The sequence below is a fragment of the Spirosoma harenae genome (assembly GCF_054776975.1).
On the sequence record NZ_BAAHBD010000010.1, the window covers coordinates 532,765 to 548,530 of the forward strand.

Genomic DNA, 15,766 nt, shown 5'->3' on the forward strand with positions numbered 1-15,766 from the left:
GTAGAAGATCGGTTACGATTAATAATACCCATCGCGCCGTACTTTGCCCTGAACTCCGCGCATATTATAGGTAAAGCTCAGCATGAAATACCGCGCCAGCGTCTGAATACGCTCGGTATTCGTAAAGTTCTGCCCGGCATATTGCGATACCACAACGTTTCGGTTCAGTAAATCAAAGGCCGACAATCGAATTTCTGCTTTTTTAGCTTTGCCCAAAATATGGTACAAGGTAGAATTCAGAATTGGAATCTGCTGATCGAAGCCCAGTCGTTCGTTTTTGTAGGAACTATAGACCATTGACGTATTCAGGAAAATACTTCCTGGCAGTTTCAAATTCAACTCACCTCGTAAAACTCGATTGTTAATAGTCTGATTCTGTGAGGTGTTAATCGAATATCGCGTATTGGTAATATTGAAATTGGCACCACCATAAAACGCAATCCAATCTTTGGGCGTCAGTTCGAGTCGTGCGCCAAATGAGTAATTCTGATTATCGGTTTCGTTCAGTACTCGGTTAATTGGCGTCAAATTATGTCCGAAGCGAAGTTGCGAGTTCAGATTAAGCGTGGCTTTGGTTTTCTTCAGTGGGAAACCAAAGTTCAGATATGAACCAATATCACGTCCGCCTGTAATGTTCTCCGGTCTGGTCGTCGTAATTAACGTTTGTGGATCAACTGTCTGTCCATACACAATCTGGTTGACGTAGTAATTGGTATAGACATTCGCCCAGAAATTGATAAAACTGCCCGGATTAAAGTAATTGAAATTACCGCTGATGTTGTGATTCAACTGAGGCAGCAAGTCAGGGTTCCCCTGCGTTATATAGAGCGGGTTATTATTGCTGGCAACCGGCTGTAGATCACGCGATGACGGAATCTGCACACCTACATTGTAATTGGCGTAGATCGATTTATTATTTTTCAGCGAATAGCTCAACGATACATTCGGAATAACGGTCGTAAATGTTCGTTTAATTGATTGAAGCGGTTGAGATTGATCGCGGGCGTATTTTCCATCGAGTGTAAATTGCTGCCCGGCCACACCTACAGACAAATTCATACCTTTATACGAATACCGTACGCTGGTTCCCAAACGATTATACAGGTAGTTATTTTTATAATAAAGGCTCAGCGAATCAATCCGTCGACGGCTGTCGTCAAGATTAGACACATCCCGGTCTACTTCATCATAACGCAGACTAAAATTGTAGAATGTTTCCCAGGAATATTTCTTGGCAAATGGCTCAACAAACAACAGATTTCCTTTGTACTGATTACTCAATGAGCCGGTTGCCTGATCCTGATTCAGAATGCGTAACATATCGTTGACGCTCGTTGCCTGATAGAATTCATTGCGAGCTTTCAGCAGCAAGTCGCCATCATTTTTACTGATCTGGTACGTTGCACTAGCCCCAAAACTGCGCCCTTTCTTTTTAAACTTCGACCGATACAGCAATGTATTCGCCATCGCAAACTGATTGCTCGACGTATTATTCAGTGATTGGCTATTGGTCGTTGCTGTTTCGCTACCATTGCCTACGCTCTGAAATACACGCTGTAAGCTATTCAGATTATTATCTCCCATCCCAATTCGACTATTGCTAATAACGATCAGTGTTTGCATCGAATCAAGCTGCTTTTCGTAACGCAAACTAATCCGGTGATTGGAATTGAAGTTGGCCTGACTGCTGGTGTCCGTTTTCCGCAAATTTGTTGAATTGGGGAAATAGCTTTTATTTTCCCGAAGGGCATCTAGCTGTAAGCGTGTCTGATTGAAGTAATAGCTGGTGCTGAGTTTGGTTTTCTTGGTATCGTAATTGTAGTTGATGCCACCCGCCATATTTTTCGAAAACCCTCGTCCATCACCTCCACTGATCGGAATTGTCAGGCTCGAATTATCATCGCCAAACGAAATAAACTGCGCATTTCCTCCGAAACCAAAGTCAGCATTGTCGTTCCAGTTGAAGGAATTACTCCCCCTAAAGTCTTGATAATCATTAAAGGATAGCCCTTGCTGGTTGGTGTTATTACCGAGTAAAATAGCTGAGAACTGCCGTTTGCTGTCGAATTTATTATACATTCCTTTTCCGTCGTAACGGGCTGAAATGTTGTTGGAAGCCGGTCCACCACCAGCCGTTACTTTCCCAAATCCGCCTTTCTTGAATTCTTCTTTCAGCTCCAGATTGACCGTTTTTTCCTTCTTCCCATCATCCACGCCCGTCAGTTTTGCCTGTTCGGTCTTATCGTTGAACACCTGCACTTTGGTAATGGCTTCGGCCTGTAGATTCTTGGTCGCCAGTTTGGGGTCGTTCCCAAAGAAACTCTTTCCATCAACGGTTACTTTCTTTACTTCTTCGCCCTGTGCCCGAATATTCCCATCCTGATCAATCTGTACACCAGGTAGTTTGCGAAGTAAATCCTCAACGGTTGAGCCGGGTGGCACTTTAAATGAACTGGCATTATACTCAATCGTATCACCTTTGATGGTTAAGGGTGCCTTGGCCGTTCTGACAACTATTTCCATCAACTCTCGGGTGATGGGTTTCATCTTTAACGCTCCAAGATCAATAACGGGCTCACCTGTTGGTGTAATTACCTGATTATAAGGAATATATCCAACAAAAGAAATTTTCAGGACGTAAGTACCGGCCTTAATATTTTTGAATGTAAACGCACCATTTTCGCCTGTTCGGGTGAAATTGACCATCGACGAATCTTTGCCACTTAGCAACATAACCGTTGACGATGGCAAAGGAGCCGATGTGGTATCAACAGCACGGCCCTGAAGGGTGAAACGGGCGGAGCCAGCCGGACTCTGCGCATACAGACCAGCCGAGAGCAGACACAATAAGGTCAGCAAGAAAAGGTTTTTCATGTAAGTTAAGGTGTAAAGCGGATGATCGACTGGTGGCAAATATAAAGGGATGAACGTAGGTTGGTTGCAAGATTAAGGATTTTTAACTAAATATCTAGTGAAACAACTAAAGTATTAGTAAAAAAGTATTTGTTCCTCATTTGTCTAAGGAGTAGAAACTACCTGAAAAGGTTGCCTGCTCTAAAATTTGACGAGTAGAATCCAGAGGAGATTCCATAAAACAAACTTCTTAATTGATTTAACGGTAGTAAAATTGGCTAATTATCATTTTCAATGACTTCTCGAATTGCCTTTGCTTTGAGCAGGCATTCTTCCCACTCCTGTTCAGGATCGGCGTCGTAAGTGATGGCGCTGCCTACTGAAAAAGAAGCATATCTATTTTGGGTATTATACAATAAGGTTCGGATCACGACGCTAAAATCAAAATCGCCTTCCGGTGTAATGAAACCGATAGTGCCAGAATATACTCCTCGCCTACTCACTTCCAGTTCATCAATCAATTCCATGGCCCGGATTTTGGGTGCTCCGGTCATACTACCCATGGGAAACGCATTGCGAATCGCATCAGCCCAAGAATTATCCTGACGCAGTGTGGCCGACACGGTCGAAATCATCTGGTAAACCTGTTGAAAACCATAAATACCGAATAATTCGTCAACCTGAACAGAGCCTGTTTCAGCACTCCGGGCAAGATCGTTACGGACCAAATCAACAATCATCAGATTTTCAGCCCGTTCTTTTTCAGAACTCAGGAGTTGATTTCGCAATCGCTCATCTTCATCCGCCGTTTTCCCCCTCCGAACAGTTCCTTTGATGGGTTGTGAAAGAATTTTGCGTCCTTCTTTCTTCAAAAATCGCTCTGGCGATGCGCCTATGATGTATCGTTCGCCGATTTTTAGAAAGTTGGAAAACGGCATTGGCGAACGCGTCGTTAGTGCACGATACGAAGCTAGCGGGTCTAACTCTAATGACTCCGCAAAAAACTCGATGCAATAATTCAGTTCGTATACATCCCCTGCTACAATATGCCTTTGAATTTTACGAACATTGGTCAAATACTCCTCAGGCGTAACACGACATTGGATTTGGCCCCTGCTCACCTCACCCCCAGCCCCTCTCCTAAAACAGGAGAGGGGGGAAAGTATTTGCTCCCACAATTCCTCTGGATCACCATTTCCCTGAATCAATACACTATCGCCCGCATCGGTAGATCGCTCAAAATCAATGATCCAGGTGGGTTCTACGAAATAGGCATCGGGAAAACCTAGTCGATTTGGATTTCGGCTTTGTAAATCTTCAAGTTGATTTTTTAGATCGTAAGCGAAATAACCGACCAGAAAAGAAGGGCGTTCCTTGTGTGCATCAGCCAACGTCTGGATTGCATCATCGGCTGAAAACGAAATGATCCGTTCCGCACCGACAAACAGTCGATTTGGAAACGGATCATTTGGATAAGCGATATCGTTGTTATTCAGAAACGCAACGAACCCATTCTGATCGGTCTGTTGAGCAATTGCCCATTCCAGCACACGCCATTTCAACGCTGGGATGTCATCAACAGCCACACGCAAAACGGGCATATCTTAATGGTTTATCAATCGAACATCAACGGCAATATCTTTCCCTTCAGCATTCTGCCCGATTGAAAATTCAACTTCGTCGTCAACCTGCAATTCGTTGAAATCTGTATCAACTAAACTGGTATAATGGAAAAACAGGTTATTAGGTGGGTAATTCACAAAACCATAACCAGTTTTCAGACTGCGAATAGTACTGATTTTCCGTCCTTCCGGATCTTCGTCGGCGACATTATAGTTTGGTTCCATCGACAGTGAATAATCATCATATCCGCCATCAAGTGCCAATCCAGAACTAAAACTAGTGCCGTTCACATAGTTACTTCCATTATTCGTAATTGCTGTAAAGGTTGGCTTGGCCGTTTGTTGCTTAACGAACAAATTCTGAATGACCATATCGTTCCGGCGGCTCCGATCATCGATAATGCCATGCATGGCAACGGGGTAAGAAACCTCTTCCAGCAAATCCTGAGATGTACGCGTCACCTGCTTTTCACCTTGTTCATTCAGGAATTCAAAGTCCCAACTAAGTACCATAATCCGCGACCCCAATGTATTCAGTTTACGAATCAGGGGTACGTAATCGCCATCCGAAGTAATCAAAACAACTACGTCGAATTTTTTATACTGCGCTAATTCAAAGGCTTCGAGGGCTAGCCATACATCGATGCCTTTTTCCTGACGATAACCCTGATACGTTTTTACAGGCAGATAATGCGTTACGACGCCTTCCGACATCAGAATATCATCAAACAGACGGTCGTAAAATAGCTGATTACCGCGTTGATTGGCTTCATGCGCATTGAGTCGTCCACGGAAGTAATGGGCATCGACAATTTGGCACAAGCGTTCATTAACGCCTTCTTCTTCGGCTACCTGCCGACGAATAAATGCATGTAAACCTGAGATACTTATACGGCTGCGACGTTCGTGAGAATAATTATAGTAATTACTTACATGTAGAAAATAGTTACCGTCATAAAAAACCCCAATACGGGTTAGACTGGATGCTGTGGGCATACTGTACTTAAGCGTTTATAATTGTATGAATATGTAAGATAAATGCACTAAAATTTCCTTTTTCTAGAGTTGGTTGGGTGTATGGTATTATACTATAGATGTGGATTTGTACGAAGAAAATTGATTTACTATATGTCTATTTTATTCGTATTGACTGTAAAAACGAGTTACTCAATTAACTAAGATCAATGAACTATGCAGATAGTGTAAATTAGACGTGAATAAGCCGATAAAGTAACAATAAATAAGGTGAACTAGTGTAGAATACTTTTCTGCAAACATAATAACTTTTTCGTTTGCATTACACGAGCCCTATATCTTTATCTTTGTCGGCTTATTCCCATGCATTATGCAAAAAATACTGTTCATCGATCGGGATGGTACGCTCATAGTCGAGCCCCAGCCTGATCAGCAAGTGGATTCCTTAGCTAAACTCGATTACATTCCTAAAGCGATTTCTGCCCTTCGCCACATTGCCGAAGAAACCGACTATCAACTGGTAATGGTTACTAATCAGGACGGTCTGGGCACTGATTCTTTCCCTGAAGATACATTCTGGCCAGCTCATAATAAAATGATGAGCACGTTTGCCGGTGAGAATATTCCGTTCACTGCGGTTCATATTGATCGTCATTTCCCGCGTGATAACTCGCTTACACGCAAACCAGGAACGGGTATGTTGACGGAGTATTTTTCTGATCAATATGATCTGGCCAACAGTTATGTGATTGGCGACCGATTAACAGATGTTCAGTTGGCGGTCAATTTGGGTGCTAAAGCGATTCTTTTTTTACCACCCAACGGCTTGGCAACCGTGCAATCTGCCGATGTAGCGGGTATGACAGCGGAGATGCAAAAAGTGATTGCCCTGACTACCGACGACTGGGATCAGATTTATGAATTCCTCAGACTTCCTCCCCGAACGGCTACGGTTGAACGCAACACCAAAGAAACCCAGATTCGGGTAGAGCTTAACCTTGACGGACGTGGGCAGGCAGATATTCATACCGGCTTAGGCTTTTTCGACCACATGCTCGATCAAGTGGCTAAACATTCGGGAGCTGATCTAAAAATCCAGGTGAATGGCGATCTGCATATTGACGAACATCACACGATTGAAGATACAGCGCTGGCTTTAGGCGAAGCTTATCGACAAGCTCTTGGCAACAAACGGGGGATTAGTCGATATGGGTTTCTACTACCGATGGATGAAGCGCTGGCTCAGGTAGGTATCGATTTTTCAGGCCGTCCCTGGCTCGTCTGGGATGCTGAGTTTCGACGGGAAAAGATTGGCGATATGCCAACGGAAATGTTCTTTCATTTCTTCAAATCCTTTTCGGATACAGCTCTTTGCAACCTGAATATCAAAGTAGAAGGTGATAATGAACATCACAAAATCGAAGCGATTTTCAAGGCGTTTGCTAAAGCAATAAAAATGGCCGTCCGACGGGATATCAAAGAACTTGACAATCTGCCAAGTACGAAAGGAGTTTTGTAGTTAGTTTAAAGTTTAAACCTGAGCCATCAGACTTCAAACTTATTAATTACTTTTGCATCTGAATTCAACCGAATATCGACATGGATTTATCAACACCTTTGACAATACTCTTCTACGTTGTACTACTGGTCGCTTCATTCATTACAGGCCGCTGGTTAGAGCGCAACGACCGGAAGTATTAATGTTAGTCAATAGTCTTTAGTCGATAGTGGCTGACGCTACTACTGCTATCGGCTCTCGGCTAAAGACTATTGACTCTTATGTTTAGTGCCCTTGCCCGTTGGCTGTTTAAACTTGCTGGATGGCGACTAATTGGCGATGTTCCCAATATTCCCAAAGCCATTTGGGTAGTGGCTCCCCATACCACCAATTGGGATTTTTTTGTAGGGCTCGGCACCCGAGCTGCAATTGGCGTCTGGATTCAATACCTCGCTAAAAGTTCATTATTTACCTGGTACTCAGGCTGGTTATTCCGCGCCTTGGGGGGTAAGCCTGTCTATCGAGATAAATCCCATAATCTGGTCGATGCGATTGTAGCCGTTTTCAATGAAAACAGTCGGCTTCATATTTGTATTGCGCCGGAAGGTACGCGCAGTAATGTGTCGAAACTAAAAACGGGGTTCTATTACATTGCCTTAAAAGCAAATGTCCCTTTAATTCTGGTCGGTTTCGATTGGCCCCGAAAGAGCGCAATTCTCAGTAAGCCACTTTACGTAACAGGTGATTATCAACGCGATATGATCCCTTTTTACGAATTCTTCTCGACCATTCAGGGTCAGAAGAAAGACTGGCTAAAACAGTGGGAAGAAACGGGAGTTATTGAAAGTCGAACGGTTTAATCTTTTTTGTTTCAGGTTTCATTTTTGCCATGCTGACGAAGGAAGCATCTTAAATTTTCCTCACCTGTACATCAGGATATAGGAAGATGCTTCCTTCATCAGCATGACAAAATCACTCATAGTCAGAGACTTAATCAACTTAGTCTGTCTTTAAAACTCTCGTAACCGTACGTTTTGATTAACTGAAACGTCTCGTTTTCTTTCCAGACACCAATAGCCGGTAAATTAACCCCATTGAATGTTGTTGTTTTGACCATTGTGTAATGAATCATATCATCGAAAACAATTTTATCATCGATTTTCAGTGGGGCATCAAATGAGTAATCGCCCATAAAATCGCCAGCAAGGCACGTCATTCCACCGAGTCGATACGTTGGTTTTCCAGCAACTGGCTCGTGATATGACTGAATAATCCTTGGCTTGTAAGGCATTTCGAGCGTATCGGGCATGTGTGCCGCAAACGACGTATCCAGAATAGCTACCTCAATCCCCTGACTATTCACCAAATCAAGTACGGACGATACCAATACCCCCGTTTGCCAGGCGATAGCGGAGCCTGGTTCCAGAATGACATCAACGTCATATTTCTGCCGGAACTTTGTCAGTAAGTTTATCAGATGGATGGTATCATAGCCTTCACGAGTCATCAAATGCCCTCCGCCAAAATTGACCCATTTCGCTTGATGAAGTAAGTCACCAAATCGAGCTTCGAGTGCTTCCAGGGTCCGCTCCAGCGTGAATGAATCGTTTTCACAAAGGGTATGAAAATGAATGCCTTCCAGTCCATTTGGTAATTGGTCGGGCAATTGGTCGCGGGTCGCTCCGAGTCGAGAACCCGGTACACAGGGATTATACATATCTGTTGCAACTTCCGAATATTGCGGATTTACCCGAATGCCACACGAAACTCGCCCCACTGCTCGATCATGAAAACGCTCCCACTGGCTCCATGAGTTGAACGTTAGATGGCTACTTCGTTCTACTACTTCGTCAAATTCATCGTCGCGATAGGCTGGAATATAAGCGTGAGCTTTTACGCCCATGTAATCATTTACCAATTTGATCTCGTTGAGCGAACTGGCCGTTGCACCACTTAAATACTCGCGGACCAGCGGAAACGCGCTGTACATCGAGAAACCTTTTAATGCCAGAATAATGGTAACGCCAGCGGCTTTCTGCACCGAATCAATCAAGGTAAGATTTCGGCGAAGTTTAGCTTCTTCCAGAATAAAGCAGGGGGATGGAATAGCCGGATCGTTGATGTGTTGAAGCAAGTTTGTGTTCATGCCGCAAAGGTATGAAACTAATCTCCTTTGCCTTTGCCATACTCCAGCCCAAACGCAACTGGTAAATTATATTTAACACGTATCAGGATACCCGATTGGCTTCCAGGCTGCCATTTCGGCATCATATTAACCACTCGAATGGCTTCCTCATCACACCCATATCCGAGTCCTTTCAACACTTGAATCTGCGTAAGGCGCCCATCTCGTTCCACAACGAACGATACAAAGGCTCTTCCTTTAATCTTCGCCCTCTGCGCTTCTAGTGGATAGTTAACACGCTGCTTAAGGTAATCGACCAAAGCAACAATACCCCCCGGAAACTCAGGCTGACATTCAACGATTGTAAAAACAGTTGTATCAGAGGCTAAACTTACTTGCCCAAAAACCCTTGGAGATGAAAGCAGAAATAGAAAAGTAAATAGGCAGCTGAAAATCAATCGATGGATAACCGAATAAATAAGCATACGGCTCTGTGATTATTCCAGTGTAAATGAGATCGGTAAATTAAACTTTACCCGAACTGCCCGGCCTGATTGTTTACCGGGTTTCCAGTGCGGCATTTTGTTGACAACCCGAACAGCTTCTTCATCACACCCAAAGCCAATGCCTTTTAATACATTCACGTCCGTCAGGCTACCATCCGAATTGACCACAAAACTGACGTAAACTCGACCTGCTACACCTGCCGACATGGCCGATTTTGGATAGGTCAAATTCTTTTCCAGAAATCGTCTTAATGCATCGGTTCCTCCCGGATATTCGGGCTGTTGCTCAACCAAAATAAATGTTTCTTCTGGTTTAGCCTCTACCTCAAGCGCTTTTTTCTTTACCGTAGACGCTGTTGTTTCTGGTGGCGTAATGGCTTCTACATCGCCTGTTCCTTCAACGGTTTCGGTGCCAGACGTAGCATCCTGAAGTTGTTCGATAGTCGGCGGTAGGGTTTCCTCCACTACCTCATCTTCGGGCATTACAACCAGCGGTAAATTTCGGACCGTATTTACAGCAGGGGCCGTTTCTGTTGGTGGTAACTTTATAGGCGGTTCAACGGGCGGTTCTTTAACGTTTGTCAGCGTTACCTCCGTCATTACCTGATTGTTGATGAAAGCATCTTTAGGCCAGAATTGGTCATAAAGTCTGGGGCCCACTAACCCTAGCAAAAATAGCCCGACACCCAGTCCTAAAGCGCGGCTGAGCGTTGGTCGGTATTGTTGGCGAAGCTCGAAGGCGCCATAAGCCTGGTTACGAGTCTGAAAAATAATGTCGTCGTACGTTAGCGCGACAGGCAAGGAAGTATCTGAGCGGAACATAGCAGTAAGCGTTTTTATCGCTTAGATGCTAGCCGAATCTAAATTCCATACAATCCATTTCCCTCACCCCCAACCCCTCTCCCAAAACGGGAGAGGGGAGATTCAGGACAAAAAAATTCCCCTCTCCCGTTTTAGGAGAGGGGCTAGGGATGAGGTGAATTTAAAAACTGTCGTATTTCTGAACGAGTTGAATCGCATCGTTCTCTGTTTTGACAGACAAATTTGATTCTTTGGCAAACGCTTTCAGTTCATCTTTATGATCGGCTAGTGCTTCGATAATGGACTTATCAGATAGCTTCACTTTTTCCAGTGTTTGATCTGGCTTAAGCACGTAGTAGGAAACGACATTGCGAAATTCATCATATCGTTCACCATTCGCGTAAGGATTTTTGAAGTCAGCCTGTTTAAAAACTTTAGCAATACGTTTGAGTAGAGCCGTTTTACCCTGATAGAGTACTAAAAAATAGCCCTCTTTCAGGAATTCCTCTGATGTTTTCGCCGTCGGTATGTGTCGGAATACGTAAAACTGTCCGTCCTGGTTTTTAAGCTGAAATGATTTGACCTGATCAGCATTAATAATGATCGAATCGCCACCTACCCAGGTCCGCAACAGAATCAGGTGCTGTCGATATGCATCGAACTTGATCGGAACATCTTTATAATGCTGCCCTGCTACCATTTCAATGACTCCCTTATTCCATTCAGGCAGAAAATAGGGGGTTCCCCGCAAGCCTTCATACCGATGGTCGATTGTATTTACCATCGTATATGGGCCAGCTCCTACAATCTGACTCGTTGACTGATACGTTTCGTAACCATTTCGCTGAGCATTCGGGTTATAGGCTGGTTGAGCTCGTTTCGCTTTGGTTGAATCGGGTTTCTGTGCGTAGACATGGGCACACAGGCCAATGGATAGGATAAGTAGCAGTAAACGTTTCATCAGTAGAGTGGTTTAGCGTTGGCTAGCTAAGTAACGAAAAATCCCGCTTTTGTGTATAGCGGGATTTTTCGTTTTTAGAAATTTTAATCAGGCCGGATATTCGTGAGGTAGTGGAATATTCACTCGTTCGTTAACCGGCAGACCCTGTTTATTCATCTGCTCAATAAACGGATCGGGGTCCATTTCCTCACAATTCCATACGCCCGGTTTCATCCAGACACCCGTCAGCATCAGCATGGCTCCAATCATGGCCGGAACGCCCGTTGTGTAGCTAACTGCCTGACCTCGTACTTCTTTATAGGTTTCGGCATGATCGCAGTTGTTCCAGATGAAATAAGTGCGCTCTTCACCATCTTTTACCCCTTTAATCTGACAACCAATGCTGGTTTGGCCCGTATAATTTTCGCCGAGTGTATCAGGAGCGGGCAACACCGCTTTCAAAAACTCCAGCGGAACGATATCCATGCCATTAAATTTAACCGGATCGATCCGAGTCATGCCTACGTTCTGCAGTACTTCCAGGTGCGTAAGATAAGCCTGTCCGAACGTCATCCAGAAGCGAGCCCGTTTTAGGGTCGGGAAGTTTTTAACCAGCGATTCGAGTTCTTCATGATAGAGAACATAGGATTCACGCGGTCCAATGCCTGGGTATTCGATCGGCTTATGAATGCTCATCGCCGGAATCTCGACCCACTCGCCATTTTCCCAGTATCGACCAGGTTGAGTGATTTCCCGAATATTGATTTCCGGGTTAAAATTAGTCGCGAAGGCCTTTCCGTGATTTCCCGCATTACAATCGACAATATCCAGATAATCCATCCGGTCGAAATAATGCTTGGCGGCATAGGCGGTAAATACCTGTGTAGCACCCGGATCAAAACCACAGCCCAGCAGTGCCATCAGGCCCGCCTGTTCGAACCGTTCTTTATAGGCCCATTGCCAGCTATACTCAAATTTGGCAACGTCTTTAGGTTCATAGTTAGCCGTGTCCATATAATGCACACCCGCTTCCAAACAGGCATCCATAATGGGCAAATCCTGATACGGCAATGCTACATTGATTACCAGAACCGGGTTAAACGATTTAATCAATGCAACCATTTCAGCCACGACATCGGCATCGACCTGCGCTGTCTCGATTGCCACGCCGTGCATTTCCTGAATTTCGGCGGCAATACGATCGCATTTTGCTTTGGTTCGGCTGGCCAACATAATGCTGGTAAACACATCGCTGTTCATCGCGCATTTATGCGCCACCACACTACCAACCCCACCAGCCCCAATAATGAGCACTTTCGCCATTTATCTGAATCTAAGAGTTTGTTAATTTCCTTTCGGGCGCAAAGATAGGCAAAGTCCCTAAGTCAGGAAGAAGCCCGAATGTTAAGTAAATGTATTCCTGTCATTTTCCGGTTAATCACGACAAGTCAAAGCCCTCTGGAAAAATCATGAAAAAAGTATAATATTTCCCTAACAATTAATTAGTATATTTGTTAAGTAGACAATCACTCCCTAAATATACCTAGTATGAAATTTGTCTCTTCTTCAAACTCCACCGATTCGTTTGAACTCGCCATTTTAGGCTATGGCGCAGTGACAACAACGTGGCGGGATCGCAACCGATTGCAATGCCGATTTTCAACGCTCTGGCGGCAGAAGGCGGATACGCAACTTGCGCTGTTACAAACCTGGGAAGTGAAGCGCATGCTGGTTGGTTTACGCTCGCTCTGGACGAAAGCGGCTAATCGTATTACGTTAAATTTTTCGGAACCGGGGCTAAGTATGGAGGGACAAGCCTTATCCGACGATCAATATCGACTACAAATTCAGCTAGATGGTTCGCTCACCCCTTCCTGGCACGATTATCCTGATTTCCCTCTTGAAGTAGATATCCTCCTAAATCGGAATCAATTACAGGAAGCAATCCAGGATTTATCTGGGCAGATGGACAGCTATCCAGAACGGTAGAGATTCTATACATACTACGTGAACGTGTCTTCGACCCGAAGGCACGTTTTCTGTTTTATGGCTACTAATGAATATGGAAATGCTCATTCATAGTCACTTATAGAGTGACTAAATCCGCAACAATTTTTATTTTCTTGAAGTGATTTTTTGGCAACATCGACGCTAATAACCATATTTGCAACTACAGTAGATTTGCAGTCAGTTTAGTATATGTAGCTGTTTAAAAAGAATATAATCATATCCTCTTAATTAACAAAAAGACCCAACCATAATATGAAAGTCGTTAAGCGAAGAAATCGCCAGATGACCATGGAACGTATCCTGCGTGCCATGGGTGAAGTAATGGCGGAACGCGGCACAGAAAAAGCGGGAATAAATGCTGTTGCCGAGCGCGCTGGAGTCAATAAAGTCCTGATTTACCGCTACTTCGGCGGCTGGAATGGACTGCTGGAAGCCTACGTGCACCGTGGATTCTTCCTTTCTATGTTCAACGAGAAATTCCTGGATTCAGTACCCGACAATCTGGCTCCTGAAGCCCGAAGTAAAGCCTGGTCGGAATATACGATCCAATTCATGCGCGAGTTCCGCACCCGGAAATCATCTCAGGAATTGATTCGTTGGGAAATGTCGAACGGCGAAACCGAACTCGCCCGCAGACTGGCTGATTTCCGCGATCAATCGTACAAAACGATGGTTAGCAAACTGGCTCCTTACTCGGCTTTCGATCCTATTGCTATTACAAGTCTGATGGTAGCAGCCGTTACACATTTGGTACTTACCAGCAATCAACGCGACCATATTGGTGATATTGATCTTCGTTCAGAAGCTGGCTGGGAGCGTCTGGAAACCGCCATTCGTCGAATTTACTCTAGTCTAAACATTGCGCTGGAGCGTGAAAACTCCAAAGCAGCAGAAGCGAAATAAATCAAGATTTACGAATTACGAGCCGGGCCGCTGGAGCGGTACAAATTACGTTTTAGCTGACGCATCAGAAATCGTAATTTGTACCGCTCCAGCGGCCCGGCTCGTAATTCGTAAATCCCTACCCGTTCATCAATTCCTCAATTGCTTCGGCTTCAATGGGTATATTCTCCATTAGGTCGATATTTCCGGATTCGGTTAGTAAAACATTGTTTTCAAGACGAATTCCGAGTTTCTCATTACGTATATAGATACCCGGTTCAACAGTGAAGACCATACCGGGCTCCATCTTCCGATATTTGTTCCCAACGTCATGCACATCGAGTCCTAAAAAATGCGACGTTCCGTGCATAAAATATTTTTTATACAGCGGCATATCAGGGTCTTGCTTCTCAACTTCAGCACGATCCAGTAAGCCTAAACCAATCAATTCTGATTCCATTACTTTACCCACTTCCCGGTGATAATCGTCCCACAGATTACCCGGCCTCAGCATTTGTTTTGCTTCCTTCATCACTCGTAACACAGCATCATAAACCGCTCGCTGGCGTTCTGTAAATCGGCCATTTACCGGAACCGAGCGAGTCATATCGGCACTATAATTGGCATATTCGGCGCCAATGTCGAGCAGAATTACTTCACCATCCTGACACTGCTGACTATTATCGATGTAATGCAGCACACAAGCATTTGCTCCTGACGCAATAATTGGGCTATAAGCCGATCCACGCGAACGATTACGCAGATATTCGTGCATCATTTCAGCCTCAATTTCATACTCCCATACGCCCGGTTTAATGAACCTAAGTAACCGACGGAACATCTTGTCGGTAATATCGATAGCGGTTTGAATAAGCGGGACTTCCTGTGGTTGTTTAATGGCCCGTAAATAATGCATCAAAGGAGCCAGTCGTTCCAGATGATGCAGGGGATATTTCTGCCGAAACTCCTCGATATACCGCGCATCGCGAGATTGTACTTCAATGCCTGCGCGGGTATGTTCATTTGTATTCAGATAAACGTGCTCGGCTTCGAAGACCATCTGTACAAAAATCTGCTCAAACTGATGCGTCCAGTAAATTTGTTTTTGCGGTAATCCTGTTACTTGCTCCGCTTCAGCTTTTGTCAATTTATGGCCTTCCCAGATTTCGATCAGTTCGCTGGTTTCACGCAGAAACAGAACCTGCCGGAATTTTGGATCTGGGTGGTCGGGAAATAAAACGAGTCGGGTTTCTTCCTGATCGACGCCGGTAAGATAGAAGAGATCACTGTTTTGTCGAAAACCCATCGTGCCATCAGCATTGGTCGGCATGATGTCGTTGGCGTTAACAACAACCAGTGATCTGGGCTTTAGTAGATTAATTAGTCGTTGACGATTCTGAACAAAAAGCTGATTATCAATCGGGGAATAACGCATACAGTACGTCGTTGAGGCTTAATTTTTGATTAATATTGCAAAGAAACTCAAAACCCCGAACAGTTCCCCCGTATTTTGGAGTTTAGAGTTTTACAGACTTTAACAAGAGCCTGTCGTTG

General features: G+C 44.4%; 13 protein-coding genes. 4 read left to right on the forward strand and 9 right to left on the reverse strand.

Going from position 1 to position 15,766, the window contains the following annotated elements; translation table 11 throughout:
* Positions 1 to 18: 18 nt before the first annotated feature.
* From ACYVE4_RS16170 to ACYVE4_RS16180, 3 genes are all read right to left on the reverse strand, one after another.
* A complete protein-coding gene (locus ACYVE4_RS16170; RefSeq protein WP_461041200.1) occupies positions 19 to 2,874 on the reverse strand; it encodes a TonB-dependent receptor domain-containing protein in 2,856 nt (951 codons plus the stop codon).
* A gap of 257 nt (positions 2,875 to 3,131) precedes the next feature.
* Entirely contained in the window at positions 3,132 to 4,454 is a 1,323-nt protein-coding gene (pabB, locus tag ACYVE4_RS16175; RefSeq protein WP_461041201.1) for an aminodeoxychorismate synthase component I, read from the reverse strand.
* 3 nt (positions 4,455 to 4,457) lie between these two features.
* Positions 4,458 to 5,471 (reverse strand): NYN domain-containing protein, encoded by a 1,014-nt coding sequence (locus ACYVE4_RS16180; protein ID WP_461041202.1) that lies wholly within the window; start codon positions 5,469 to 5,471, stop codon positions 4,458 to 4,460.
* 349 nt (positions 5,472 to 5,820) lie between these two features.
* On the opposite strand from ACYVE4_RS16180, the gene hisB reads away from it, so the two are divergent.
* Together hisB and ACYVE4_RS16190 are read left to right on the forward strand one after the other, a co-directional pair.
* A complete protein-coding gene (gene hisB / locus ACYVE4_RS16185; protein ID WP_461041203.1) occupies positions 5,821 to 6,969 on the forward strand; it encodes a bifunctional histidinol-phosphatase/imidazoleglycerol-phosphate dehydratase HisB in 1,149 nt (382 codons plus the stop codon).
* A 260-nt stretch (positions 6,970 to 7,229) separates the two neighbouring features.
* A complete protein-coding gene (locus tag ACYVE4_RS16190; RefSeq protein WP_461041204.1) occupies positions 7,230 to 7,808 on the forward strand; it encodes a 1-acyl-sn-glycerol-3-phosphate acyltransferase in 579 nt (192 codons plus the stop codon).
* 134 nt (positions 7,809 to 7,942) lie between these two features.
* On the opposite strand, the gene nspC is transcribed toward ACYVE4_RS16190, so the two are convergent.
* The 5 genes from nspC to ACYVE4_RS16215 form a co-directional block, all read right to left on the reverse strand.
* Positions 7,943 to 9,094, reverse strand: a complete 1,152-nt coding sequence (gene nspC / locus ACYVE4_RS16195) for a carboxynorspermidine decarboxylase (protein WP_461041205.1) — start codon at positions 9,092 to 9,094, stop codon at positions 7,943 to 7,945.
* A 17-nt stretch (positions 9,095 to 9,111) separates the two neighbouring features.
* Entirely contained in the window at positions 9,112 to 9,558 is a 447-nt protein-coding gene (locus tag ACYVE4_RS16200; RefSeq protein WP_461041206.1) for an energy transducer TonB, read from the reverse strand.
* A gap of 12 nt (positions 9,559 to 9,570) precedes the next feature.
* A complete protein-coding gene (locus ACYVE4_RS16205) occupies positions 9,571 to 10,401 on the reverse strand; it encodes an energy transducer TonB (protein ID WP_461041207.1) in 831 nt (276 codons plus the stop codon).
* A gap of 160 nt (positions 10,402 to 10,561) precedes the next feature.
* Positions 10,562 to 11,341, reverse strand: coding sequence for a hypothetical protein (locus ACYVE4_RS16210; RefSeq protein WP_461041208.1), 780 nt, complete (start codon positions 11,339 to 11,341; stop codon positions 10,562 to 10,564).
* Between the two features lie 87 nt (positions 11,342 to 11,428).
* Positions 11,429 to 12,643, reverse strand: a complete 1,215-nt coding sequence (locus ACYVE4_RS16215) for a saccharopine dehydrogenase family protein (protein ID WP_461041209.1) — start codon at positions 12,641 to 12,643, stop codon at positions 11,429 to 11,431.
* A gap of 225 nt (positions 12,644 to 12,868) precedes the next feature.
* Here ACYVE4_RS16215 and ACYVE4_RS16220 point away from each other — a divergent pair, with 225 nt between their 5' ends.
* Together ACYVE4_RS16220 and ACYVE4_RS16225 are read left to right on the forward strand one after the other, a co-directional pair.
* A complete protein-coding gene (locus ACYVE4_RS16220) occupies positions 12,869 to 13,309 on the forward strand; it encodes a WapI family immunity protein (RefSeq protein WP_461041210.1) in 441 nt (146 codons plus the stop codon).
* A gap of 303 nt (positions 13,310 to 13,612) precedes the next feature.
* Positions 13,613 to 14,233, forward strand: a complete 621-nt coding sequence (locus tag ACYVE4_RS16225) for a TetR/AcrR family transcriptional regulator (protein ID WP_461041310.1) — start codon at positions 13,613 to 13,615, stop codon at positions 14,231 to 14,233.
* Between the two features lie 118 nt (positions 14,234 to 14,351).
* Here ACYVE4_RS16225 and ACYVE4_RS16230 read toward each other — a convergent pair whose 3' ends face one another.
* Complete coding sequence (locus ACYVE4_RS16230) at positions 14,352 to 15,647, reverse strand: aminopeptidase P family protein (RefSeq protein ID WP_461041211.1); 1,296 nt, start codon at positions 15,645 to 15,647, stop codon at positions 14,352 to 14,354.
* Positions 15,648 to 15,766 lie beyond the last annotated feature (119 nt).

Bases quoted from the DNA above. Each gene is read 5' to 3' on its own strand.
- ACYVE4_RS16220 (WP_461041210.1), top strand. From the start codon at position 12,869: ATGAAATTTGTCTCTTCTTCAAACTCCACCGATTCGTTTGAACTCGCC.
- ACYVE4_RS16170 (WP_461041200.1), bottom strand. From the start codon at position 2,874: ATGAAAAACCTTTTCTTGCTGACCTTATTGTGTCTGCTCTCGGCTGGT.
- ACYVE4_RS16180 (WP_461041202.1), bottom strand. From the start codon at position 5,471: ATGCCCACAGCATCCAGTCTAACCCGTATTGGGGTTTTTTATGACGGT.
- ACYVE4_RS16215 (WP_461041209.1), bottom strand. From the start codon at position 12,643: ATGGCGAAAGTGCTCATTATTGGGGCTGGTGGGGTTGGTAGTGTGGTG.
- ACYVE4_RS16205 (WP_461041207.1), bottom strand. From the start codon at position 10,401: ATGTTCCGCTCAGATACTTCCTTGCCTGTCGCGCTAACGTACGACGAC.
- hisB (WP_461041203.1), top strand. From the start codon at position 5,821: ATGCAAAAAATACTGTTCATCGATCGGGATGGTACGCTCATAGTCGAG.
- ACYVE4_RS16230 (WP_461041211.1), bottom strand. From the start codon at position 15,647: ATGCGTTATTCCCCGATTGATAATCAGCTTTTTGTTCAGAATCGTCAA.
- ACYVE4_RS16200 (WP_461041206.1), bottom strand. From the start codon at position 9,558: ATGCTTATTTATTCGGTTATCCATCGATTGATTTTCAGCTGCCTATTT.
- ACYVE4_RS16210 (WP_461041208.1), bottom strand. From the start codon at position 11,341: ATGAAACGTTTACTGCTACTTATCCTATCCATTGGCCTGTGTGCCCAT.
- nspC (WP_461041205.1), bottom strand. From the start codon at position 9,094: ATGAACACAAACTTGCTTCAACACATCAACGATCCGGCTATTCCATCC.
- ACYVE4_RS16190 (WP_461041204.1), top strand. From the start codon at position 7,230: ATGTTTAGTGCCCTTGCCCGTTGGCTGTTTAAACTTGCTGGATGGCGA.
- ACYVE4_RS16225 (WP_461041310.1), top strand. From the start codon at position 13,613: ATGACCATGGAACGTATCCTGCGTGCCATGGGTGAAGTAATGGCGGAA.
- pabB (WP_461041201.1), bottom strand. From the start codon at position 4,454: ATGCCCGTTTTGCGTGTGGCTGTTGATGACATCCCAGCGTTGAAATGG.